The following is a 22,453-nucleotide window of genomic DNA, read 5'->3' as shown; positions in this document are numbered from 1 at the left end:
GGGCGCGATGTGCCTGGTGGCCCCCGGGCGGCATTCGGCAGAGGCTATCCGATGGTCAGGACTGCTTGTTCACCGGCCGTTCACGGCGCGGACGACCCACTCTGCCCCGGCCTTTGCCGAGATCATCATCCGTGATCCGGGCCCCGGCCCACAAACCGCGCTCACAGAACGGGCATTGAGGACATGGCCCCTACGGCACGGACAGGCTCCGACCGGTCACCCAGGATGCCCGTCAACTCGCCAAGGGTAACTGAGGGTGCCCTGACCTGGGATTCGTTTCCGCAGGTCAGGGCACATGACAACGGTGTTCACTGCCGCGTTGCCCGATACCCCCCGCCCGTAGTTCACTGTGATCCCGGGCGGAAAAGAGGAGGCGTATCTCATGGGGGCAGGGCACGACCACGGCCACACGCACACCCACGCGCCGGCCACCGGCACGGCCGCGGCGGCCTTTCGCGGGCGGCTGCGGGTGGCGCTCGCCATCACCCTCGGGGTCATGGTGGTCGAGATCGCCGGCGGGCTGCTGGCCGACTCGCTCGCGCTGATCGCGGACGCCGCCCACATGGCGACCGACGCGCTGGGTCTCGGCATGGCGCTGCTGGCGATCCACTTCGCCAACCGTCCGGCGAGCGCCAACCGCACCTTCGGCTACGCCCGCGCCGAGATCCTGGCGGCCCTGGCCAACTGTCTGCTGCTGCTCGGTGTCGGCGGCTATGTGCTGTACGAGGCGGTCCAGCGGTTCGTGACGCCCGCGGACACGCACGGCGGGCAGATGATCGTGTTCGGGCTGATCGGCCTGGTCGCCAACATGATCTCGCTCACGCTCCTGGTGCGCGGCCAGCAGGAGAGCCTGAACGTACGCGCCGCCTTCCTGGAGGTGGCGGCCGACGCGCTGGGCTCGCTGGCGGTGCTGATCTCGGCGGTGGTGATCCTGACCACCGGCTGGCAGGCCGCCGACCCGGTCGCCTCGCTGCTCATCGGCCTGATGATCGTGCCGAGGACGGTGAAGCTGCTGCGCGAGACCCTGGACGTCCTGCTGGAGGCGGCGCCCAAGGACGTGGACATGGCGGAGGTGCGGTCGCACATCCTGGCGCTGGACGGCGTACTGGACGTCCACGATCTGCACGCCTGGACGATCACCTCGGGGCTGCCTGTGCTGTCGGCGCACGTGGTGGTCCGCTCGGAGGTGCTGAACGCCATCGGCCACGAGAAGATGCTGCACGAGCTGCAGGGCTGTCTCGGCCACCACTTCGACGTGGAGCACTGCACCTTCCAGCTGGAGCCGGGCGGGCACGCGGAGCACGAGGCCCGGCTCTGCCACTGACCGCGCCGCGGTCCGTCAGGCCGGCCGGCCACCGGAACCCGTCGGTCCGGGCTCCCCCGCCGTCCTTGTGTTCGACACCCCCGGACGGTTCCCGTTCGCACCCGTAGGGCACGATCAACTACCGGGTCCCTCTTCCGGCGTGCCCGTGCCGGGAAGTGCCGGGAGTGTCGGATTCGTACGGCAGACTTGGTACGAAGACCGAGGCGAAGGATGGGTATGCCGATCACACCTGCCACCGCGACGCACAGCACGTCGGACGGCACAACGGACGCGATCTTGCTTGAACTCGTCGACGAGAAGGGTGTGACCATCGGGACCGCGGAGAAGCTGGCCGCGCATCAGCCACCCGGGCAGCTGCACCGGGCGTTCTCCGTCTTCCTCTTCGACGAACAGGGCAGACTCCTGCTCCAGCAGCGTGCGCTGGGCAAGTACCACTCCCCCGGCGTGTGGTCCAACACCTGCTGCGGCCACCCCTACCCCGGCGAGGCCCCCTTCACGGCGGCGGCCCGCCGCACCTTCGAGGAGCTGGGGGTGTCCCCCTCCCTGCTCGGCGAGGCGGGCACGGTCCGCTACAACCACCCGGACCCGGCCTCGGGACTGGTCGAGCAGGAGTTCAACCACCTGTTCGTCGGCATGGTGCAGGCGCCGCTCGCGCCGGACCCGGAGGAGGTCGGGGAGACCGCCTTCGTGACGGCCGCCGAGCTGACCGAGCGGCACGCCCGGGACCCCTTCTCCTCGTGGTTCATGACCGTGCTGGACGCGGCCCGTCCGGCGATCAGGGAGCTGACGGGCCCGTCCGCGGGTTGGTGAGAGGCCTCATGGCAGCGCCGCGGGTTTGAGCGGCAGGGCGGCCCAGATCACCTTGCCGCCGCTCGACGTGTGCTCCACGTCCACTACTCCGCCCGCCTCCCTGGCCACCTCCCGCACCAGCAGCAGCCCCCGGCCGCCGGTCTGGCCGTGGTCGGCCTCCAGCGCGGTCGGGCGGTAGGGGTGGTTGTCCTCCACCGACACCCGCACCCATTCGGCACCGACGGCGACCTCGACGGCGAGCACCGGCGACAGCAGCGCCGCGTGCTTGACCGCGTTGGTGACCAGTTCGGAGACGATCAGCAACAGCCCGTGGACCAGGTCCTCCGAGACCGGGACACCCTGGCGCTGGAGCAGGTCCCGTACGGCGCGCCGGGCCTGCGGGACCGAGGCGTCCACGGCGGCGGCGGTGAACCGCCAGACTCCTTCGTACGGCAGCGGATCCGGTGGCGGAGGACCGCCTCCCTCTGGACGCGGGTCGTGCCCACGCCCGTGGTTCTCCATGGTCCGGTCGCCACCCTCGCGCTCGATTGTCACCACACGACGAGTGTTGGTAACGACCCCCTCCGCTCCGGATGACTGAACACAAGTCAGCAACTATCGAACGGTTCTGACCGTCGCCGTACGACAAGGTCGTTTGAGGGACTGCTCCTGTTCCACGAAAGCCGACTTCGCGCACTATTAGGGTTGTACTGCAACCCCTGGGGCGGGGCCGCGTCGACCTGCGGCTGCGTCACGCCGATAACATCCCGCACCATGGAGCCCCACCTCTCCCACCAGGTCACCGACGCCGTGGCCACGGTGGTCATCCACAACCCGGTCAAACGCAACGCGATGACCGCGGCGATGTGGCGAGCCCTGCCGCCCCTCCTGGACAAGCTGTCGGCCGACCCCGGCGTCCGGGCCCTCGTGCTGACCGGAGCGGGCGGAACCTTCTGCGCCGGCGCCGACATCTCCACCCTCCAGGGCTCCCCGGCCGCGGCGCAGTCCCTCGCCGTCGCCGCCGAGGAGGCGCTCGCCGCCTTCCCCAAGCCGACCCTCGCCGCGGTCCGCGGCCACTGCGTCGGCGGCGGCTCACAGCTCGCCGCCGCCTGCGATCTGCGGTTCGCCGAGGAGGGCGCGTCGTTCGGCGTGACCCCGGCCAGGCTCGGGATCGTCTACCCGGCCTCCTCCACCCGTCGCCTGGTGTCCCTGGTCGGCCCCGCCGCCACCAAGTACCTGCTGTACTCCGGCGAGTTGATCGACACGGAGCGGGCGCTGCGCACCGGTCTGGTCGACGAGGTGCTGCCCGAGGGCGAACTGGCCAAGCGGGTGGCCGAGTTCACCCGGATCCTGGTGGCGCGCTCCCAGCTGACGCAGGCGGCTGCGAAGGAGTTCACGAACGGCCGTACCGACCGCGACGACCACTGGACGGAGCAGGCACGCGGCAGCGCCGACACCGCGGAGGGCGTCGCCGCGTTCCTGGAGCGCCGTCAGCCGCGGTTCAGCTGGGCTGTCCCTGACCGAGGATGAAACGGCTCCTCGAGCGGAGCTGTTCGACGACCTCGGCGGGCGCCTTCTGCGGGGAACCCGCGTCGTAGGGCGGCCGCGGGTCGTACTCGATCCCGAGCTGTACGGCCTGGGCGACGGCGTCTCCGGCGATCCGGCCGAGCAGGGCGAGCCCCATGTCGATGCCGGCGGAGACACCGGCCGCGGTGACGTACTTGCCGTCGGTGACCACCCGCTCCCCCGTCGGCTCGGCGCCGAACGCCCGCAGCTCGTCGAGAGCCAGCCAGTGCGAGGTCGCGCGGCGCCCGTCGAGGAGACCGGCGGCGGCGAGCAGCAGGGAGCCGGTGCACACGGACGTGGTCCAGGTGCTGGTGGCGTCGGCGGCGCGGATCCAGTCGAGGAGCGCCCGGTTCGCCATCTGCGGGGTCTGGCCGGGGCCGCCGGGGACGACCAGGACATCGGGGTGGGGCACCTCGGCGCAGGTCTTCTCGGCGACCAGGGCGAGGTTCCCGTTGTCCGTTCGGACGGGACCGGCTCGCTCGGCCACGAAGACGACCTCGGAGCCCGGGAGCCGGCCCAGGGTCTCGTACGGTCCCACCGCGTCGAGGGCGGTGAAACGGTCGTAGAGGACGATCGCGATCTGCATGGCTCTCCTATCCGGGTCGACCGACGGGTGCCGGCCGGAATCTGCGCCGATATTCGGCGGGTGTCGTGCCGAGGGCCTTGAGGAAGGCACGGCGCATCGCTTCGGGCGTGCCGTAGCCGCTGGCCCGGGAGACCTCCTCGACGCCGTCGCCGGTGTCCTCCAGGAGCCGGCGGGCGTGTTCCAGCCGTACCCGGTCGACGTACCGGCCGGGCGTCATGCCGGTCTCGGCCTGGAAGGTGCGGGCGAAGTGGCGGGGCGAGAGGGCCGCGCGGGCGGCCAGCGCCTCGACACCGAGCTCGCCGTCCGGGTGCTCGCTGATCCAGCGCTGGACCTCCCGCAGCGGTTCACGCCGTGCGGTCTGCGCGGCGAGCTGCACGCTGAACTGGGCCTGGTTGCCGGGCCTGCGCAGGAACACCACCAGGTGCCGGGCGACGGCGAGCGCCACGTCCCGGCCCAGGTCCTCCTCGACGAGGGCGAGCGCCAGGTCGATGCCGGAGGTGACGCCGGCCGAGGTGGCGACCCGGCCGTCCCGGACGTAGATGGGGTCGGGGTCGACGTCGACGGCCGGATGGTCGCGGGCCAGCTTGTCGCAGTACGCCCAGTGGGTGGTGACCCGGTGGCCGTCCAGGAGTCCTGCCGCGGCGAGCAGGATGGCGCCGGTGCAGACGGAGACGAGCAGTCCGCTGCGCGGCCCGTACTCGTGCAGCCAGTCGACCAGGGCCGGGTCGTGGCGCCGGGTGCCCTGTCCGCCGGGCACGAGGAGCGTGTGCGGCTCGGACGCCTCGGCCAGGGCCGTGTCCGGTACGACGGTCAGCCCGCTGGAGGTGCGCACGGGCGCGCCGTCCAGGGAGGCCGTACGGATGCGGTAGCTGCCCGGGACCTGGGCCTCGGCGCCCGTGAAGACCTCCACGGGGCCGGTGACGTCGAGGCTCTGGACACCGTCGAAGAGGACGACGAGAACGGTTCGCTGCGTCATGTCATCGATTCTTCGCGGGCGCGGCGATGGCCGCAATGACGAGCTTCCCACCTTTCCTGCCATGGCGGACCGAACACTTCGGCGTCGGGTCGGGCAGGACACTGGAGTCCGTACCGACCAGTCGGTAACGTGCTCGCCATGACCACTGCCGTCCTGGAGCCGCGCGCCGGCCGCCGCTGCCACACCCTGCTGAACTCCCTGCACGCGACCCACTTCTTCAGCCCCGAGCTGGCCGAGGAGCTGGCCGCGCTCGGGGTGACCCACCCGCGGGCCGTCAACTTCGCGGTGCGGGCCGCCGCTTTGGGGCCGGTCGGACCCGGCACGGTGACGGCCACGTTCTACAACTACAAGTACGAACTGGTGGCCCGGCATGTCCCGGCCGTCTGGGAGACCGCGTCGCCCGGCGACGTCCTCGCCGCACGCGCGCGTGCCGTCGACACGTCGATGCGGCGGCTGCTCGGCGCCGACGCGGTCGCCTCGGCCGGGATGGCGGAGGCCGCGCGACTCGCGCTGCGCGCCACCGAGGCGTGCTCCCGCTCCGGCCGCCCGCTGTACGCGGCGCACGCGGATCTGCCGGTGCCCGAGGAGCCCCACCTCGCCTACTGGTACGCGGCCACACTGCTGCGCGAACACCGGGGCGACGGTCACCTCGCGGTGCTGCTCGCGGCCGGTCTCGACGGGCTGGAGGCGGTGGTGACCCACACCGCGACCGGCAAGGGCATGAACCCGAAGTGGGTGCTCGCCACACGTGGCTGGAACCAGGACGACTGGGACGCGGCGGTACGGCGGCTGCGGGACCGCGGACTGCTCGACACGGCGGGCGAGCTGACCGAGGCGGGAGCGGCTCTGCGGGCGGAGATCGAGACGGAGACGGACCGGCTGGACCGGGCACCGTACGAGCATCTGGAGGCCGATGGTGTGGCCCGGCTGACCGAGCTGGCCAAGGGATTCGCGGGGGCTGCGCTGGCCGCGGGCGCCTTTCCGGCGGATCTGGTCGGCAAGGGCTGACAGCGGTCGGCCGAGCACCCTCGCGGCGACATCGTGTCGCGGAACGGTGCCCTGGGGCCCGGTTGTCGGTGTCACCTGCCACAATTGCCGCGCAACCTCAGTGGAGAAGGCGGTACGGGATCGTGACGACACCCGGGTCCCTGGTTCCAGGGTCCATCGAAGGCAGGATCGCCGAGGAGCTCGGCGTACGGGAGCGGCAGGTCAAGGCTGCCGTGGAGCTGCTCGACGGCGGTTCGACGGTGCCCTTCATCGCCCGCTACCGCAAGGAAGCGACCGAGATGCTCGACGACGCGCAGCTGCGCACGCTCGAGGAGCGGCTGCGCTACCTGCGGGAACTGGAGGAGCGCCGGACGGCGATCCTCGAGTCGGTGCGCGAGCAGGGCAAGCTCACCGAGGAGCTGGAGGCGCAGATCCGGAGCGCCGAGACCAAGGCGCGGCTGGAGGACATCTACCTGCCGTACAAGCCGAAGCGGCGGACCAAGGCGCAGATCGCGCGGGAGGCCGGCCTGGAGCCGCTGGCCGAGGGGCTGCTGGGCGACCCGACGGTGGAACCGCTGGCCGCGGCCGCCACGTTCGTGGACGCCGACAAGGGCGTCGCCGATCCGCAGGCGGCCCTGGAGGGCGCCCGCGCGATCCTCACCGAGCGGTTCTCGGAGGACGCCGACCTCATCGGTGAGCTGCGCGAGCGCATGTGGGTGCGCGGCCGGCTCGCCGCGAAGGTGCGGGACGGCAAGGAGGAGGCGGGCGCGAAGTTCGCCGACTACTTCGACTTCGCCGAGCCCTTCACCGAGCTGCCCTCGCACCGCATCCTGGCGATGCTGCGCGGTGAGAAGGAGGAGGTCCTCGACCTCGTCCTGGAGCCGGAGGAGCCGACCGAGGGGCCGTCGTCGTACGAGGGCATCGTCGCCCACCGGTTCGGGATCGCCGACCGGGGCCGGTCGGCCGACAAGTGGCTGACCGACACGGTCCGCTGGGCCTGGCGCACCCGCCTGCTGGTCCACCTCGGCATCGATCTGCGGCTGCGGCTGCGTACGGCCGCCGAGGACGAGGCGGTCGACGTCTTCGCGGCGAACCTGCGCGACCTGCTGCTCGCCGCCCCGGCCGGCACCCGGGCGACGCTTGGCCTGGACCCCGGTTTCCGTACCGGTGTGAAGGTCGCCGTCGTCGACGCGACCGGCAAGGTCGTCGCCACCGACGTCATCTACCCGCACGTCCCGGCCAACAAGTGGGACGAGGCGATCGCCAAGCTCGCCCGTCTCGCCACCGAGCACACGGTCGAGCTGATCGCCATCGGCAACGGCACGGCCTCCCGCGAGACCGACAAGCTCGCCGGTGAGCTCATCACCAGGCACCCGGAGTTGAAGCTCACCAAGGTGATGGTGTCGGAGGCGGGCGCGTCCGTGTACTCGGCGTCCGCGTTCGCCTCCCAGGAGCTGCCCGACATGGACGTGTCGCTGCGCGGCGCCGTCTCCATCGCCCGCCGGCTCCAGGACCCGCTCGCCGAACTGGTGAAGATCGACCCGAAGTCGATCGGCGTCGGCCAGTACCAGCACGACCTGTCCGAGGTGAAGCTGTCGCGCTCGCTGGACGCGGTGGTCGAGGACTGTGTGAACGGCGTGGGCGTCGACGTGAACACGGCTTCGGCCCCGCTGCTGTCCCGGGTCTCCGGCATCACCTCCGGGCTCGCCGAGAACATCGTGGCCCACCGGGACACCAACGGCCCGTTCACCTCCCGCGGCCAGCTGAAGAACGTGGCACGGCTCGGCCCGAAGGCGTACGAGCAGTGCGCGGGCTTCCTGCGCATCCGAGGCGGCGAGGACCCGCTGGACGCGTCGAGCGTCCACCCCGAGGCGTACCCCGTGGTCCGGCGCATGGTGAAGGAGTCGCACCAGGAGGTGGCCGCGCTCATCGGCAACACGGGCGTGCTGCGCTCGCTGCGGCCGGGCGACTTCGTGGACGAGAAGTTCGGTCTGCCGACCGTCACCGACATCCTCAAGGAGCTGGAGAAGCCGGGGCGCGACCCGCGTCCCGCCTTCAAGACGGCCACGTTCAAGGAGGGCGTCGAGAAGATCTCCGACCTGTCCTCCGGAATGGTCCTGGAGGGGGTCGTCACGAACGTGGCGGCGTTCGGCGCGTTCATCGACGTCGGCGTCCACCAGGACGGTCTGGCGCACGTCTCCGCCCTGTCGAAGACCTTCGTCAAGGACCCGCGGGACGTGGTGAAGCCGGGCGACATCGTCAAGGTGAAGGTCCTCGACGTGGACGTCCCGCGCAAGCGGATCTCGCTGACGCTGCGGCTGGACGACGAGGCGGCGCCGCAGGGCGGCGGCGGTCGGCAGGGCGAGGGCGGCGAGCGGCGCCAGCGCGGCGGGCGTCCGCCCCAGCAGCGGCAGCAGGGCGGCGGACGCGGCGGCCAGGGCCAGGGCGGCGGGCGCGGCGGCCAGGGGCAGGGCGGCGGTGCGCGGCAGGCGCCGGCGCCGGCGCCGGCCAACAGTGCGATGGCTGACGCGTTGCGCCGGGCGGGTCTGCTGGACGGCGGAAAGAAGGGGAAGCGCTGACCGTCCCTTCCGGGGGGCGTGGGGAGCTGCGGGTCCGTTGTGGCTGGTCGCGCAGTTCCTCGCGCCCCTGAAGGGGCGCGTTTCCTCTTCCCGTCACACGTAGCGGCGCCGCTGGACGAAACCGAGGGCCAGGGCGCCCAGCGCCGACATTGCCGGGAGTGATCCGGTTGAGGAAGGGGCTGGCAGAGACCCCGCGCCTCGGTCGGATGACCGTACGCGGCCACAGTCATCCGACCGATCAGGTCGCCTCGGGCGGCCCGGCGGTGCCGTTCATCCGGGCACGGTTCTCCGCGAGCAGTTCCTGGACGCGCCGTTCGACCTCAGCGGGGTCGACGCCGAGCGCGCGGCCCATGTGGATGGACCACACCTCCGAGCGGACGTTGGTCTCGAAGTCCAGGTCGGCGCGGACGTTCTCGCGGGCGGCCTGGCGGTTCTGGCTCACCATCACGAAGGTGGAGAGGAAGATCGCCTCCAGGCTGACGATCATGGTGAGCAGTCCGAAGGGGAACGGGTCCCAGATCGCGTCGTCGCCGAAAACGCCCTCGTTGCAGACGATCCAGACCGCGAACCAGAGCGCGTGCAGATAGACGAACGTCATGGTTCCGGCGAAGGCGGTGATGGCGTCCGCGATCCGGTCCTGGGTCCCGCGCATCCGCGCGACGACGTCCTGTTCGTGCGCGATGCGGAGGGGCGGCCGTTTCGGCGATGTGGTCATGGGCTCTCCCTGCCTGGTGATCCACGTCGGATCGCAGCGTACGGGGAGGGGGCCGGGGGCGCGGTGGCGGGTGCCGCGTCGGCTGTCCGGCGTCTGCGGGGGGGCTGGTCGCGCCCACGCGGCGGAGCCGCACATCGACACAGCCCCCCCGGCCCCTTACGGGGCGCTTTCCGTCACCTTGCCCGCCTCGATCTCCAGGCGGCGGGTCACGTGGACCGCGTCCAGCATGCGGCGGTCGTGGGTGACCAGGAGGAGGGTGCCCTCGTAGGTGTCGAGGGCCGACTCCAGTTGTTCGATGGCGGGCAGGTCGAGGTGGTTGGTCGGCTCGTCCAGGACGAGGAGGTTGACGCCCCGGCCCTGGAGCAGCGCCAACGCGGCACGGGTCCGCTCCCCCGGCGACAAGGTGGCCGCGGAGCGCAGGACATGGTCCTGCTTGAGGCCGAACTTGGCCAGCAGGGTGCGGACTTCGGCCGGAGCGGTGTCCGGGACGGCCGCGCAGAAGGCGTCCAGCAGGGCCTCGCCGCCGTGGAAGAGCCCGCGTGCCTGGTCGACCTCGCCGACCACGACTCCGGAGCCGAGCGCGGCGTGACCCGCGTCCAGCGGCACCCGGCCCAGCAGGGCGGCGAGCAGCGTCGACTTGCCGGCCCCGTTCGCACCGGTCACCGCGACCCGGTCGGCCCAGTCGATCTGCAGGGACACCGGTCCGAACGTGAAGTCGCCGCGCCGCACTTCCGCGTCCCGCAGGGTGGCCACCACGGCACCGGAGCGCGGTGCGGCCGCGATCTCCATGCGCAGCTCCCACTCCTTGCGCGGCTCCTCGACCACATCCAGGCGTTCGATCATGCGCTGGGTCTGGCGGGCCTTGGCGGCCTGCTTCTCGCTGGCCTCGCTGCGGAACTTGCGGCCGATCTTGTCGTTGTCGTTGGACGCCTTGCGCCGGGCGTTCTTGACGCCCTTGTCCATCCAGGAGCGCTGCATCTGCGCACGGTCCTGGAGCGCGGCCTTCTTGTCGGCGTACTCCTCGTAGTCGTCGCGGGCGTGCCGGCGGGCCACCTCGCGTTCCTCCAGGTAGGCGTCGTAGCCGCCGCCGAAGAGGTTGATCCGCCCCTGGGCGAGATCGAGTTCGAGGACCTTGGTGACCGTGCGGGTGAGGAACTCGCGGTCATGGCTGACGACGACCGTGCCGGCGCGCAGGCCGGTCACGAAGCGTTCGAGCCGTTCCAGGCCGTCCAGGTCGAGGTCGTTGGTCGGCTCGTCGAGCAGGAAGACGTCGTACCGGGAGAGGAGCAGGGAGGCGAGACCCGCGCGGGCCGCCTGGCCGCCGGAGAGGGAGGTCATCGGCTGGTCGAGGTCGACGGCCAGGCCCAGGGTGTCGGCGATCTCCTCGGCCCGCTCGTCCAGGTCCGCGCCGCCGAGGCCGAGCCAGCGCTCCAGGGAGGTGGCGTACGCGTCGTCGGCCCCCGGTGCCCCGTCGACCAGGGCCTGGGTGGCCTCGTCCATCACCCGCTGTGCCTCGGCGACGCCGGTGCGGCGGGCGAGGAACGCGCGCACGGTCTCCCCCGGCCGGCGCTCCGGCTCCTGGGGCAGGTGGCCGACGGCCGCGGTCGGCGGGGAGAGCCGCAGCTCACCCTGCTCGGGGGTGATGAGCCCGGCGAGCAGCCGGAGCAGGGTGGACTTGCCCGCGCCGTTGGCACCGACCAGACCGATCACGTCCCCGGGCGCGACGACGAGGTCGAGCCCGGAGAAGAGGGAGCGGTCGCCGTGCCCGGCGGCGAGGTTCTTGGCGACGAGGGTGGCAGTCATCAGAAGGCCGATCCTAATGCGCCGGGGAGCACACCCTCGGCCCCGTTCCTCCGCCGGTCAGCGCGCCGCCGCCACCAGGACGCTCCCGGAGGTCCGGGCCACCACATAGGCCCCGTCCCTGGCCGCTTTGCCGTCGAGGGGGATGCGGTGGCTGCCGGGTTCCAGGACCCCGTCGAAGAGATCCTGGGCGCGCAGGCGGGAGAGCCGGTCCAGGCGGTACGCCGTGAGCCGGACCCGGCAGGGCGAGGTGACCTCGATGCCGGCCGTGCCGTCGGCGGCGACCAGGTGGGTCAGTCGGCGCTGTGGAAGCGGGCTGCGGTCGAGGGCGTGCTCGATCTGGGCGACGAGGAGGGGCACGATCGGGGCGAGCCCGTCGACGTAGGCGACCTCCACCGCGGCCCGGTCGAACGCCTTGCGTACGGCGGCCCGCTCGGTCTCGGGGACCGTGGGGCCGAAGGCCACGGCGCCGTAGCCGCGGAGCTCCTCGGCGGGGACGCCCTCGGCGTCGTGGGTGATGTCGGCGCCGATGCCGATGGTGCGCAGGGCGGCGGCCAGCTTGGCGAGGAGGGCCACGCGGGCGCCGATCAGCAGGACCCGGCGGCCCGGCGGGGGGCCGGAGTCATCGAGGAGGGCGCCGAGGGCCTCCCGGTACTCGGGGCCGGGGAAGCGGAACGGGCCGATGCCGTGGTAGCCGTTGAGCTCCAGGTCGGCGCGTTCGTCGGTCTGCCAGGCGAAGTCCCGCCAGACGTAGTCGTCGCCGTCCCGCTCGATGACCGCGGTGACCGCGCCGCAGGCCAGGTCCTCGCACTCGGGGCAGCCGTAGATGACGTACCGCTCGCCGGGCAGCGGTGCGTCGGACTCCAGTAACAGGCTGCGGACCTGGGCGGTGAAGATCGCGGGCGGGATGTCGGAGGCGAGCGGGGAGACGGCGTCCAGGTCGGAGAGCTGGAACAGCAGCGGGGACCCGTCGACGACGAAGTCCACGAAGTCCCGGTGGACCTGGTAGCCGCCGTCGGCGCGGACGCCGCCGGCGCGCGTCGCCGGGGCCAGGCCGAAGGTCGCGTATGCGGCAGACATGCTGTGAGTATCCCCAGAGTGGGACGATCTGAGCGCGGCATGACATATTCCGCTAACGTCCGGGCATGGACCGTGAGCTGGGTGACGGAGTGATCGTGGTCGGCGGCGGGGTCGTCGGGCTGACCACGGCGGTGGTGCTGGCCGAGAGCGGGCGCCGGGTGCGGGTCTGGGCGCGGGAGAGCGGCGAGCGTACGACCTCGGCGGTCGCGGGTGCGCTGTGGTGGCCTTACCGGATCGAGCCGGAGCGGCTGGTCGGCGACTGGGCGCTCGAATCCCTCGCCGTGTACGAGGAGTTGGCGGCGCGGCCGGAGCACACGGGCGTACGCCTGGTCGAGGGCGTACACGACGGGCTGCGGCTGGACGAGCTGGGTCCGTGGGCGGCCCGGGTGCCGGGGCTGGCCGCCACGCCCGAAGGCCTTTCGGCGCTGCTGCCGTTGATCGACATGCCGGTCCATCTCGCGTGGCTGCGGGAGCGGTTGGAAAAGGCGGGCGGGACGGTCGAGGAGCGGGGGGTGCGCGGGCTGGGCGAGGTGCCGGCGGCGGTCGTGGTGAACTGCTCGGGGCTCGGGGCTCGTTCGCTTGTTCCCGATCCGGCCGTGCGTCCGGTGCGCGGGCAGCTGGTCGTGGTGGAGAACCCGGGGATCAGCACCTGGTACACCTCCGTCGGCAAGACCGCAGGGGGGCCTGGAGGAGGGGCCGGAGGGGGTTCCGAGGGGGGGTCCGAGGGGGGTTCCGAGGGGGGTTCCGAGGGGGGTGTCTCCGTCTACTTCTTCCCGCAGCCAGGCGGGCTGCTGCTCGGGGGCACCGCGGAGGAGGACGCCTGGTCCCTGGAGCCGGATCCGGACACCGCGGCCGGGATCGTGGCGCGGTGTGCGGCGGTACGGCCGGAGATCGCCGGGGCCCGGGTGCTCGGGCACCGGGTGGGGCTGCGGCCGTACCGGGACGCGGTCCGGCTGGAACGTGAACTCCTGCCGGACGGGCGGGTGCTGGTGCACAACTACGGGCACGGCGGGGCCGGGGTCACGGTGGCCTGGGGTTGTGCCCGTGAGGCGGCCGGGCTGGTGGAGCCGGGCCCGGCCGCCTGAGCGGTCAGCCCGCGGGGACGCGCTGCACGGTGCGCGGGACGCGCACGCCGGTCAGGGCGCCCGCCTCCGGAGCGGTCCAGCGCGCGGAGGTCGCGCGGGCGAACGCGGCCGCTCCCCCGACGAGCGGGACCCTGGCCGAGGTGCGCGACAGGTCCACGGTGAGCGTCGGGGTGCTGGACGGCGGATCGATGAGGTCCTTGTCCGTACCCGCGACGATCAGCGCCAGCCGGTGCCCCTTGGGTACGACGTGGTCGGTGGCCGCCAGGTCGAGGGTGATCGTGTACTTCCTGCCCGGGGTGAGCGGGACGCCCTTGCCGGGGTCGGCGTAGGTGCCGAGGTCGGCCCAGCCGCGGCTGAAGACCGTGTAGTCGACGGCCTTGGTCCTGGCGGCGGTCTTCAGGAAGCAGGCGCTGTCGCCGGCCGTGCTCTCCCCCCAGCAGGTGCGGTCGGTGAGGGTGGTGATGCCCTCGGCGGCGTCGGCGTAGTCCCGGATGGTGTCCGGGCCGAGGTCGACCAGGACGGCGGTCAGGTGGGCCGTCGAGGTGGTCGGGGTGGCGGTGACCGTGACCTCGGAGGAGCCGGACAGCCGCAGGTCGTGGGTGAGCGGCGCGGTGAGGAAGCCGGCCTTGTCGGAGGTCGGGGTGGCGATCTGTGCGGCCCAGTCGGTCTCGCTCCGCTGCGGGTCGTCCGTGAACGTCTCGGTGCCGGAGCTCCGGCCCAGGCCGAGGGTGCCCACCCCCTCCTGGGTGCCGGTGGCGGGGCGCAGGGTGGTGGCCGCGGTGCCGCGCGGCGGCCAGACGGCGGAGGTCACCCACTGGTCGGGGTGGCGTTCGACGTCCGCCATCGGCTCGCGGTCGATGCCGTTGCGGTAGCCGAGGAGTTCGTGGTCGAACCAGCGGTGCAGGGTGTCGACCCAGGCGCCGCGCCGGTAGTCGAAGGGGTCGACGTGCCCGGTCTGGGAGAGCCAGATCTTGCGCTCGACGCCGTTCTTGGCGAGCGCGTCCCACCACTGGCCGAAGTTCTTGGTGCGGACGTTGAGGTCCTGCATGCCGTGCACGAGGAACACGCTGGCACGCACCTTGGCGGCGTCCTTGACGTAGTTCCGCTCGGTCCACAGGCCGGTCCAGTCGCCGGTGCGCGGTGCGCCGTCGACCAGCTTCTGCTGTACGGCACCGCACCTGGCGTAGGCCGCGTCGCTCTCCACCGCGCCGGCCAGCCAGTCGGGCCCGGAGTCGTAGAGCGGGGCGCCCTGGGCGAAGTAGTAGTCGTACCAGGAGGAGATGGAGCTGATCGGGACGATCGTCTTGAGGCCCTTGACGCCGGTGGCGGCGACGCCGTTGGCGATGGTGCCGTCCCAGCTCTTGCCGATCATGCCCGTCCTGCCGTTGGTCCAGCCGGCCTTGACGGCGGTGGTGCCGGTGCGGCTGCTGTAGGCCTTGGCACGGCCGTTCAGCCAGTCGACGACGGCCTTCGCGGACTGGATGTCCGAGCGGCCGCCGACGTCCACGCAGCCGTCGGAGCGGTTGGTACCGGCCAGATCGACGCCGACGACGGCGTAGCCGCGGGGCACGAAGAAGTTGTCGTAGAACAGCGGCATCTGGACGACGTTCCCGTTGGCGTCGTACGTCTTGAGCTGGCTCTCGTTGCCGCGTCCGCAGCAGGAGTAGTACGGGCTGGCGTCCATGATGACCGGCACCTTGCGGCCCTGCGCGGCGGGTTCGGCGGGCCGGACGATGTCGGCGGCGACCCGGTCGGTCTTCCCGTCGCCGTCGGAGTCGAGGCCGGTGTCCACCCAGACGGCCTCGCGAATGGCGTGGGCGTAGGAGTAGACCGGTTGGCTCTCGCGCGGGGTCGCGCCGGCCGCCTGGGCCGCGACCGGGCTGAGGAAGGCGGCCGTCAGGGCTGCGACGGCCGCGATGACGAACGGTCTCCAGATCGTGAAGCGCGTGCGTTTCGGCATGCGGCGGACGCTACCCCGGTCAACTCCTGCACAGAAGAGGGCACCTGAGGGACCGGCAGGACTGATTGCGGCCGAATGGCGATCGTGTGACAGCAGGGGCCGTGGACAGCCCAGGGGTCACAGGGACTCAATAGGCTCCGAACAGTTCCGTGCTCCATCGACCTGGCGTTCCCGCCCGGGCGTGGCGGGCGCCTCGGCCCCCTACCGACCTGGAGTTCTCGTGCACCGCAGAATCATCGCGCCGGGCGCACTCGCGGCGGCCTCCCTGCTGCTGGCGATCCCGGCATCGGCCGCGAGCTACAGCCCCGGCGCGCCGGGCATCGGCGACCCCTACTACCCGTACTACGGCAACGGCGGTTACGACGTCTCCCACTACGATCTGCGTCTGCAGTACCAGCCGGCCACCGACGAGCTGGCCGGTACGGCGACGATCCTGGCGCGGACCACGCAGGACCTGTCCAGCTTCGATCTGGACTTCCTCCTGGACGTGAGCGAGGTGCGGGTCAACGGCGCGAAAGCCGACTTCGCCACTTCCGGTCAGCACGAGCTGGTCGTCACCCCGAAGTCGCCGTTGGCGAAGGGCACGCAGGTCACCGTCGTGGTCCGCTACAGCGGGATGCCGTCGACGAAGAGCGCGTACGGCTTCAGCACCTGGCACCGTACGCCCGACGGGGCGGTCGCGGCGGATGAGCCCGAGTCCGCCTGGTGGTGGTACCCGAGCAACGACCACCCCCTGGACAAGGCGACCTACGACGTCTCGGTCGCCGTCCCCGACGGCACCCAGGTCATCTCCAACGGCCTGCTCCAGTCGTCGAGTTCACAGCGCGGCTGGACCCGCTACAACTGGCGGCAGAACAAGCCGCAGGCGACCTATCTGACCACGCTGGCTGTCGGGAAGTTCGACATCACGACGAGCACCTCCGAGGGTGGGGTGCCGGTCGTCAACGCCTACAGCAAGGACCTCGGCGACAACGACGGGGCGGCGCGGGCGAGCGTGGAGCGCACCGGGGAACTCGTCGACTGGCTCTCCGGCTACTTCGGGCCCTACCCCTTCAGTTCGGCCGGCGGGTACGTGCCGAACACGACGACCGGGTACGCGCTGGAGACGCAGACCCGCGTTTACTACAGCCCGAAGCAGTTCGCGAACGGCTCCAACACCTCCGTGGTCGTGCACGAGCTGGCGCACCAGTGGTACGGCGACGACGTCTCCCTCAAGGGCTGGAAGGACATCTGGCTCAACGAGGGCTTCGCCCGCTACGCGCAGTGGCTGTGGTCCGAGCACGAGGGTGAGGGCACGACGCAGGAACTCGCCGACTACGTGTACGCCTCGCATCCGGCCGACGACGCGTTCTGGACGGTGAAGCCGGGGGATCCGGGTCCCGACGACCAGTTCGACATCGCCGTCTACGACCGGGGGGCGCTGGCGGTCCAGGCGTTGCGGAACGCGGTCGGGGACGACGCGTTCTTCGCGATTCTCAAGGGGTGGCCGAAGGAGCACGCGTACGGGAACGCGTCGGTGGCCGACTTCGAGGGGTACGCGGAGAAGGTGTCGGGGAAGTCGCTGTCGGGGTTGTTCGACGCGTGGCTGTTCGAGCCGGTGAAGCCGGCGGCGCCTGCGCTCAGGGCCGCGGGCGTGCCCGTTCAGCCACGGTCCTGGAAGAAGATCGCGGCGACGAACGACGTGCACTGAGGGGGTGCCGGGTGCGGTGAGTGGGGGCCTGCGGGCCGTTTGTGGCTGGTCGCGCAGTTCCCCGCGCCCCTTACGGGGCCGTGTCCTCGCCGTAGTCGTACACGGTGACCGGGATTCGGCGGGTCACCAGCCGCTCGTTTATCAGCGGCTCGACGCGGGGCCACTTGCCGCCCGCCAGGCCGCAGCCTATGCGGGGCATGTGCACGGACGCGCCGAGTTCGATCGCCTCGTCGGCGAGCTTGGCCAGCGCCGTGTCTATCGCCTCGTACCGGACCGGTGCGCCCTTGCTGCCCGTCTTCGTCCCCCGTTGGCCGATCATGTTGGCGACCCAGATGTACCGCTCGACGCGGACCAGTTGCACCGCGCCCAGGCCGAAGTCGTTGGCGGCCCGGTCGCGGTGCCAGGTGCGGTACGCCTTCTCCGGCTCCGGCCAGCGGCGTGAGAGCGCCAGGACGAAGCCCTTCCCCCAACCCCCCAGGTCGTTGCAGACATGGGCGATCACCTTGACGCCCTTGCCCGACGGCGCGGTGGCGTCACCCCGGATGTAAGTGATCTCCGACATGACGCCACCGTAGGCGATGCCACTGACAATGGCGCTGAGCTGCTACTTCGTGAGCTGCGACAATTCCTTGTCGGCGGTCTGGAAGACCCTGCGACGGACCCCGAACCAGCCCGCCACCAGCAGTGCGGCGATGACCGGGATGAGCAGGAGGGTCTTGCGGCCGACCTCCGGGTCCTTCCACATCATGCCGAGGCAGACCAGCAGGAAGGCGATCGTGGCGATCTCGGTGACGGGGCTGAAGCGCAGGCGGAACGAGGGGCGGTCGAGCAGGCCGGCCTTCGCACGGCGGACGAAGATCAGGTGGCAGAGCATGATGATCACCCAGGTGCTGATGATGCCGAGGGAGGCGACGTTCAGCACGATCTCGAAGGCCTGGCTGGGCACCAGGTAGTTCAGGCCGACGCCGAGCACGCAGACCGCGCAGGTCAGCAGGATGCCGCCGTAGGGGACCTGGCTGCGGTTCATGCGGGCCGTGAACTTCGGGGCCGAGCCGGCCACCGCCATGGAGCGCAGGATGCGGCCGGTGGAGTACAGGCCGGAGTTGAGGGAGGACATCGCCGCGGTCAGGACCACCAGGTTCATGACGTCGCCGGCGCCCGAGACGCCGATCTTGGAGAGGACCGTCACGAAGGGGCTCTGGTCGGCCGAGTACACCGAGCCGGGCAGGAGCAGGGCCAGCAGGACGACCGAGCCGACGTAGAAGATGCCGACGCGCCACATGATCGAGTTCACGGCGCGCGGGACGACCTTCTCCGGCTCGGCGGTCTCGCCCGCCGCGACGCCGACCAGCTCCAGGGCCGCGTACGCGAAGATCACGCCCTGCATGACCAGGACGACCGGCATCAGGCCGTGCGGGAGGACACCGCCGTGGTCGCCGATGACGCTCAGGCCCGGGGTCCGGCCGTCGACCTTGTGCTGGGTGGCCAGCAGGAAGATGCCGATCAGCATGAAGCCGACCAGGGTCGCGACCTTGATGATCGCGAACCAGAACTCCATCTCGCCGAAGATCTTCACCGAGATGAGGTTCACCGCCAGGACCACGGCCAGGGCGATCAGCGCGAGCGTCCACTGCGGGATGCTGGTGAACATGCTCCAGTAGTGCGTGTACAGCGCGATGGCGGTGATGTCGGCGATTCCGGTCGTCGACCAGTTCAGGAAGTACATCCAGCCGGCGACGTAGGCGCCCTTCTCGCCGAGGAACTCACGCGCGTACGACACGAAGGATCCGGACGACGGCCGGTACAGGACCAGCTCGCCGAGGGCGCGGACGACGAAGAAGGCGAAGATTCCGCAGACCAGGTAGGCGAGGGCGAGCGCCGGACCCGCGTTGTGGAGGCGTCCGCCGGCGCCGAGGAAGAGGCCGGTGCCGATCGCGCCGCCGATGGCGATCATGTTGACGTGGCGGGCCTTGAGGTCCTTGCTGTAGCCGGCGTCGCCCGCGTCCGCGGGCGTCTGGGCCGCGTCGGTCCGGGTGGCTACGGCCTGTGCCGTGTCCACGGCGTTCTTGCTCACAGGTGGGTCCACTCTCTGGTGCGCCCGAGCGGGTCGCGCTCGGGTGTCCGGACGTAGTCGGTCCGCGCGCTCGGTGGTGGGCACAGACCAAGGTGCCACCTTCCCCCGGCCACCTGGGCGTATGCGATGGCGCACATCACAGAGCGGTGCTTCTCACAAGATTGCGATCATGACATTCGGATGAATATCTGCCGAACTGGTGATCGCGCGGCCCGCGCACCTTTCGGTGTCACAGTGCCGCTGTGACAGCGATACTGCTACGCATGACGACCGACACCGACGGCGAGTCCGAGCCGGCGCTCACGATCGACGAGCTGGCCGCCCGAGCCGGCACCACGGTCCGCACGGTCCGGTTCTACGGCACGAAGGGGCTGCTTCCGCCCCCGGTGATCGGTGCCCGCCGGGTGGGCCGGTACGGGCCCGAGCACCTGGCCCGGCTGGCGCTCATCGAGGAGCTTCAGCACCAGGGCATGACACTCGCGGCGATCGAGCGCTATGTGCACCGGTTGCCGCCCGGGCTGAGCCATCACGAGCTGGCCGTCCACCGGGCCGTGGTGGCCTCCTGGTCCCCGGACGCCGAGGAGACGGTGAGCGCCGGGGAGCTACGGCGGCGGGCCGGGCGCCGACTGGACGAGGGGGACGTCGAGCGGCTCGTCGCGATGGATGTCGTACGGCCCGACGGTGACGCCTACCGCATCGACCCGGGCCTGTTCCGGCTCGCCGTGCAGCTCCTGGACGTACCGCTGTCCGAGAAGGCGATCCTGGCCGCGCGCACGGTGCTGACCGAGCACTCGCGCGCGGCCGCCCACGCGCTGTCGCAGCTCTTCCGGGAGGAGGTGGCGGAGCGGACCGAGCAGGACGTGAAGTCCCTGTCCGCCCACATGCAGCCGCTGGTGGTGCAGGCGCTCCTGACGACGTTCCAGCGCTCGCTCAGGCAAGAGGTGCACCAGTGGCTCGCCGGCTCGGAGGAGGGCCCGCCCTCCTGAGGACGGCACCAGGCCGGACGCCCGGGGGGCGTCCGGCCTGGTGCCGTCGAGCGGGGCGGACCGGTCAGCGGGCGTCGGTGAAGGTCTCCCCCTTGTCCGCCTTCGCCACGAGCAGTGCGGGCGGCGTGAACCGCTCGCCGTAGGTCTCGGCGAGTTCGCGCGCGCGGGCCACGAAGCCCCGCAGGCCGCCGTCGTAACCGTTGATGTACTGGAGGACACCGCCGGTCCAGCCCGGGAAGCCGATGCCGAAGAGCGATCCGATGTTGGCGTCCGCGACCGAGGTCAGGACGCCCTCCTCCAGGAGGCGGACGGTGTCGAGGGCCTCCGAGAAGAGCATCCGCTCCTGCATGTCCCGGAACGGGATCTCACGGTCCGGCCGGGTGAAGTGCTCGCGCAGGCCCGGCCAGAGCCCGGCGCGCTTGCCGTCCTCGGCGTAGTCGTAGAAGCCGGCGCCGCCGCTGCGGCCGGGGCGGCCGAACTCGTCGACCATGCGGTCGATGACGGCCTCGGCGGGGTGCGCGGTCCAGGTGCCGCCGGCCTCCTCGACGGCCAGCTTCGACTCGCGGCGGATCTTCTGCGGCAGGGTGAGGGTCAGCTCGTCCATCAGGGAGAGCACCTTGGCCGGGTAGCCGGCCTGGGCCGCGGCCTGCTCGACGGAGGCGGGCTCGATGCCCTCGCCGACCATGGCGACGCCCTCGTTGATGAAGTGGCCGATCACCCGGGAGGTGAAGAAGCCGCGCGAGTCATTGACGACGATCGGCGTCTTGTTGATCTGCCGGACCAGGTCGAAGGCGCGCGCCAGGGCCTCGTCGCCGGTGCGCGCGCCCTTGATGATCTCGACGAGCGGCATCTTGTCGACGGGCGAGAAGAAGTGCAGGCCGATGAAGTCCTCCTGGCGCTCCACCCCCTCGGCGAGGGCGGTGATGGGGAGCGTGGAGGTGTTGGAGCAGAGCAGGGCGTCGGGCGCGACGACCGCCTCGATCTCCTGGAACACCTTGTGCTTGAGCGAGGTGTCCTCGAAGACCGCCTCGATGACCGCGTCGCAGCCGGCGAGGTCCTGCGGGTCCGCGGTGGGGGTGATCCGGGCCAGCAGCGCGTCCGCCTTCTCCTGGCTGGTACGGCCCTTGGCGACGGCCTTGGCGCACAGCTTCTCGGAGTAGGCCTTGCCCTTCTGCGCGGCCTCGGCGGAGACGTCCTTGAGGACGACGTCGATGCCCGCGCGGGCACAGGAGTAGGCGATGCCGGCGCCCATCATGCCCGCGCCGAGGACGGCCACCTTCGTGACCTTGCGGGGCTCCACGCCCTTCGGCCGGTTGGCACCGGAGTTGACGGCCTGGAGGTCGAAGAAGAACGCCTGGATCATGTTCTTCGAGATCTGCCCGGCGGCCAGCTCCACGAAGTAACGGGCCTCGATGACCTGGGCGTTGTCGAAGTCGACCTGGCTGCCCTCGACGGCGGCTGCGAGGATGCGGCGCGGCGCCGGATAGGGGGCGTTGCTGGTCTGCTTGCGCAGGCTCGCCGGGAAGGCGGGCAGGTTGGCCGCGAACTTCGGGTTGGCGGGCGTGCCGCCGGGGATCCGGTAGCCCGGCGTGTCCCAGGGCTGCCGGGACTCGGGGTTGGCGTCGATGAAGGCGCGGGCCTTGGCCAGCAGCTCCTCCGGCGTCTTTGCCACCTCGTGGATCAGGCCGTTCTCCTGGGCCCGGCGGGCGTTGTACTGGGTGCCCTGGAGGAGGACCTTCAGCAGCGCGTCGGCGATGCCGAGCAGGCGCACGGTACGGACGACTCCGCCGCCGCCCGGGAGCAGGCCGAGGGTGACCTCGGGGCAGCCGATCTTGGTACCGGGGGTGTCGAGGGCGACGCGGTGGTGGCAGGCCAGGGCGAGTTCGAAACCGCCGCCCAGGGCCGCGCCGTTGATCGCGGCGACGACCGGCTTGCCGAGGGTCTCGATACGCCGCAGGTTGCGCTTGATGGCGAGGCCGCCGTCGAAGAGGTCCTGGGCGGTCTCGGGGGTGACCCGGATGAGGTCGCGCAGGTCGCCGCCGGCGAAGAAGGTCTTCTTGGCGGAGGTGAAGACGATGCCCCGGATCGAGTCCTGCTCGGCCTCCAGGCGGTCGGCGACCGCGGCGAGGGACTCGACGAAGGCCGCGTTCATGGTGTTGGCGGACTGGTTGGGGTCGTCCAGGACCAGGGTGACGACGCCGGTGTCGTCCTGTTCCCAGCGGATGGTGGTGCTCTCGGTCATGTGAGGGTCTCCGT

The 22,453-nt window shown here is 71.4% G+C and carries 18 protein-coding genes; 8 read left to right on the top strand and 10 right to left on the bottom strand.

Annotation, left to right across the window (positions count from 1 at the left end; genetic code table 11):
* Positions 1–382: 382 nt before the first annotated feature.
* Complete coding sequence (locus ACWDGI_RS11030; RefSeq protein WP_450757629.1) at positions 383–1,324, top strand: cation diffusion facilitator family transporter; 942 nt, start codon at positions 383–385, stop codon at positions 1,322–1,324.
* A gap of 216 nt (positions 1,325–1,540) precedes the next feature.
* Positions 1,541–2,134, top strand: coding sequence for an isopentenyl-diphosphate Delta-isomerase (gene idi, locus ACWDGI_RS11025; RefSeq protein ID WP_450757627.1), 594 nt, complete (start codon positions 1,541–1,543; stop codon positions 2,132–2,134).
* Between the two features lie 6 nt (positions 2,135–2,140).
* On the opposite strand, the gene ACWDGI_RS11020 is transcribed toward idi, so the two are convergent.
* The gene (locus ACWDGI_RS11020) at positions 2,141–2,635 is read right to left on the bottom strand and encodes an ATP-binding protein (RefSeq protein ID WP_450758457.1); all 495 of its coding nucleotides are present in this window, start codon (positions 2,633–2,635) and stop codon (positions 2,141–2,143) included.
* Between the two features lie 252 nt (positions 2,636–2,887).
* Here ACWDGI_RS11020 and ACWDGI_RS11015 point away from each other — a divergent pair, with 252 nt between their 5' ends.
* Entirely contained in the window at positions 2,888–3,643 is a 756-nt protein-coding gene (locus ACWDGI_RS11015) for an enoyl-CoA hydratase/isomerase family protein (protein ID WP_450757625.1), read from the top strand.
* Here ACWDGI_RS11015 and ACWDGI_RS11010 read toward each other — a convergent pair.
* The gene (locus ACWDGI_RS11010) at positions 3,615–4,265 is read right to left on the bottom strand and encodes a DJ-1/PfpI family protein (protein WP_450757624.1); all 651 of its coding nucleotides are present in this window, start codon (positions 4,263–4,265) and stop codon (positions 3,615–3,617) included. The genes ACWDGI_RS11015 and ACWDGI_RS11010 overlap by 29 nt on opposite strands.
* Before the next feature lie 7 nt (positions 4,266–4,272).
* Entirely contained in the window at positions 4,273–5,241 is a 969-nt protein-coding gene (locus ACWDGI_RS11005) for a GlxA family transcriptional regulator (RefSeq protein ID WP_450757622.1), read from the bottom strand.
* A 138-nt stretch (positions 5,242–5,379) separates the two neighbouring features.
* Here ACWDGI_RS11005 and ACWDGI_RS11000 point away from each other — a divergent pair, with 138 nt between their 5' ends.
* Both ACWDGI_RS11000 and ACWDGI_RS10995 read left to right on the top strand, forming a co-directional pair.
* Complete coding sequence (locus tag ACWDGI_RS11000) at positions 5,380–6,249, top strand: SCO6745 family protein (RefSeq protein ID WP_450757620.1); 870 nt, start codon at positions 5,380–5,382, stop codon at positions 6,247–6,249.
* A gap of 122 nt (positions 6,250–6,371) precedes the next feature.
* Positions 6,372–8,807, top strand: a complete 2,436-nt coding sequence (locus tag ACWDGI_RS10995) for a Tex family protein (RefSeq protein WP_450757618.1) — start codon at positions 6,372–6,374, stop codon at positions 8,805–8,807.
* A 238-nt stretch (positions 8,808–9,045) separates the two neighbouring features.
* On the opposite strand, the gene ACWDGI_RS10990 is transcribed toward ACWDGI_RS10995, so the two are convergent.
* The 3 genes from ACWDGI_RS10990 to ACWDGI_RS10980 form a co-directional block, all read right to left on the bottom strand.
* Entirely contained in the window at positions 9,046–9,522 is a 477-nt protein-coding gene (locus ACWDGI_RS10990) for a DUF1003 domain-containing protein (RefSeq protein ID WP_450757616.1), read from the bottom strand.
* Positions 9,523–9,678: 156 nt separating this feature from the next.
* Positions 9,679–11,325: an ABC-F family ATP-binding cassette domain-containing protein gene (locus ACWDGI_RS10985; RefSeq protein WP_450757614.1), complete on the bottom strand. Its 1,647-nt coding sequence runs from the start codon at positions 11,323–11,325 to the stop codon at positions 9,679–9,681.
* Between the two features lie 57 nt (positions 11,326–11,382).
* Positions 11,383–12,402 carry an oxidoreductase gene (locus tag ACWDGI_RS10980; protein WP_450757612.1) on the bottom strand — a complete coding sequence of 340 codons (1,020 nt, stop codon included), beginning with the start codon at positions 12,400–12,402 and terminating at the stop codon, positions 11,383–11,385.
* Positions 12,403–12,467: 65 nt separating this feature from the next.
* On the opposite strand from ACWDGI_RS10980, the gene ACWDGI_RS10975 reads away from it, so the two are divergent.
* Positions 12,468–13,487, top strand: coding sequence for an FAD-dependent oxidoreductase (locus ACWDGI_RS10975; RefSeq protein WP_450757610.1), 1,020 nt, complete (start codon positions 12,468–12,470; stop codon positions 13,485–13,487).
* Between the two features lie 4 nt (positions 13,488–13,491).
* On the opposite strand, the gene ACWDGI_RS10970 is transcribed toward ACWDGI_RS10975, so the two are convergent.
* Positions 13,492–15,447 carry a Xaa-Pro dipeptidyl-peptidase gene (locus ACWDGI_RS10970; protein WP_450757608.1) on the bottom strand — a complete coding sequence of 652 codons (1,956 nt, stop codon included), beginning with the start codon at positions 15,445–15,447 and terminating at the stop codon, positions 13,492–13,494.
* Positions 15,448–15,667: 220 nt separating this feature from the next.
* Between ACWDGI_RS10970 and ACWDGI_RS10965 the strand changes: the two genes are divergently transcribed.
* Positions 15,668–17,137, top strand: a complete 1,470-nt coding sequence (locus tag ACWDGI_RS10965) for a M1 family metallopeptidase (protein ID WP_450757606.1) — start codon at positions 15,668–15,670, stop codon at positions 17,135–17,137.
* A gap of 70 nt (positions 17,138–17,207) precedes the next feature.
* Here the strand turns inward: ACWDGI_RS10965 and ACWDGI_RS10960 are convergent, their stop codons facing one another.
* Positions 17,208–17,699 carry a macro domain-containing protein gene (locus tag ACWDGI_RS10960; protein WP_450757604.1) on the bottom strand — a complete coding sequence of 164 codons (492 nt, stop codon included), beginning with the start codon at positions 17,697–17,699 and terminating at the stop codon, positions 17,208–17,210.
* A 42-nt stretch (positions 17,700–17,741) separates the two neighbouring features.
* Positions 17,742–19,211: an amino acid permease gene (locus tag ACWDGI_RS10955; RefSeq protein WP_450757602.1), complete on the bottom strand. Its 1,470-nt coding sequence runs from the start codon at positions 19,209–19,211 to the stop codon at positions 17,742–17,744.
* A 263-nt stretch (positions 19,212–19,474) separates the two neighbouring features.
* On the opposite strand from ACWDGI_RS10955, the gene ACWDGI_RS10950 reads away from it, so the two are divergent.
* On the top strand, positions 19,475–20,197 hold the full coding sequence (locus ACWDGI_RS10950) for a MerR family transcriptional regulator (RefSeq protein WP_450757600.1): 723 nt from the start codon (positions 19,475–19,477) through the stop codon (positions 20,195–20,197).
* A gap of 64 nt (positions 20,198–20,261) precedes the next feature.
* Here ACWDGI_RS10950 and ACWDGI_RS10945 read toward each other — a convergent pair whose 3' ends face one another.
* Positions 20,262–22,439, bottom strand: a complete 2,178-nt coding sequence (locus ACWDGI_RS10945; protein ID WP_450757598.1) for a 3-hydroxyacyl-CoA dehydrogenase NAD-binding domain-containing protein — start codon at positions 22,437–22,439, stop codon at positions 20,262–20,264.
* Positions 22,440–22,453: the final 14 nt, after the last annotated feature.

The sequence above is a fragment of the Streptomyces sp. NPDC001220 genome (assembly GCF_053597895.1).
The sequence above is the reverse complement of the archived record's forward strand: the minus strand, read 5'-3'. Positions and strand labels throughout refer to the sequence as shown.

Coding starts and splice junctions, on each gene's coding strand:
- ACWDGI_RS11030 (WP_450757629.1), top strand. CDS start 383: ATGGGGGCAGGGCACGACCACGGCCACACGCACACCCACGCGCCGGCC.
- idi (WP_450757627.1), top strand. CDS start 1,541: ATGCCGATCACACCTGCCACCGCGACGCACAGCACGTCGGACGGCACA.
- ACWDGI_RS11020 (WP_450758457.1), bottom strand. CDS start 2,635: ATGGAGAACCACGGGCGTGGGCACGACCCGCGTCCAGAGGGAGGCGGT.
- ACWDGI_RS11015 (WP_450757625.1), top strand. CDS start 2,888: ATGGAGCCCCACCTCTCCCACCAGGTCACCGACGCCGTGGCCACGGTG.
- ACWDGI_RS11010 (WP_450757624.1), bottom strand. CDS start 4,265: ATGCAGATCGCGATCGTCCTCTACGACCGTTTCACCGCCCTCGACGCG.
- ACWDGI_RS11005 (WP_450757622.1), bottom strand. CDS start 5,241: ATGACGCAGCGAACCGTTCTCGTCGTCCTCTTCGACGGTGTCCAGAGC.
- ACWDGI_RS11000 (WP_450757620.1), top strand. CDS start 5,380: ATGACCACTGCCGTCCTGGAGCCGCGCGCCGGCCGCCGCTGCCACACC.
- ACWDGI_RS10990 (WP_450757616.1), bottom strand. CDS start 9,522: ATGACCACATCGCCGAAACGGCCGCCCCTCCGCATCGCGCACGAACAG.
- ACWDGI_RS10985 (WP_450757614.1), bottom strand. CDS start 11,325: ATGACTGCCACCCTCGTCGCCAAGAACCTCGCCGCCGGGCACGGCGAC.
- ACWDGI_RS10980 (WP_450757612.1), bottom strand. CDS start 12,402: ATGTCTGCCGCATACGCGACCTTCGGCCTGGCCCCGGCGACGCGCGCC.
- ACWDGI_RS10975 (WP_450757610.1), top strand. CDS start 12,468: ATGGACCGTGAGCTGGGTGACGGAGTGATCGTGGTCGGCGGCGGGGTC.
- ACWDGI_RS10970 (WP_450757608.1), bottom strand. CDS start 15,447: ATGCCGAAACGCACGCGCTTCACGATCTGGAGACCGTTCGTCATCGCG.
- ACWDGI_RS10960 (WP_450757604.1), bottom strand. CDS start 17,699: ATGTCGGAGATCACTTACATCCGGGGTGACGCCACCGCGCCGTCGGGC.
- ACWDGI_RS10950 (WP_450757600.1), top strand. CDS start 19,475: ATGACGACCGACACCGACGGCGAGTCCGAGCCGGCGCTCACGATCGAC.
- ACWDGI_RS10945 (WP_450757598.1), bottom strand. CDS start 22,439: ATGACCGAGAGCACCACCATCCGCTGGGAACAGGACGACACCGGCGTC.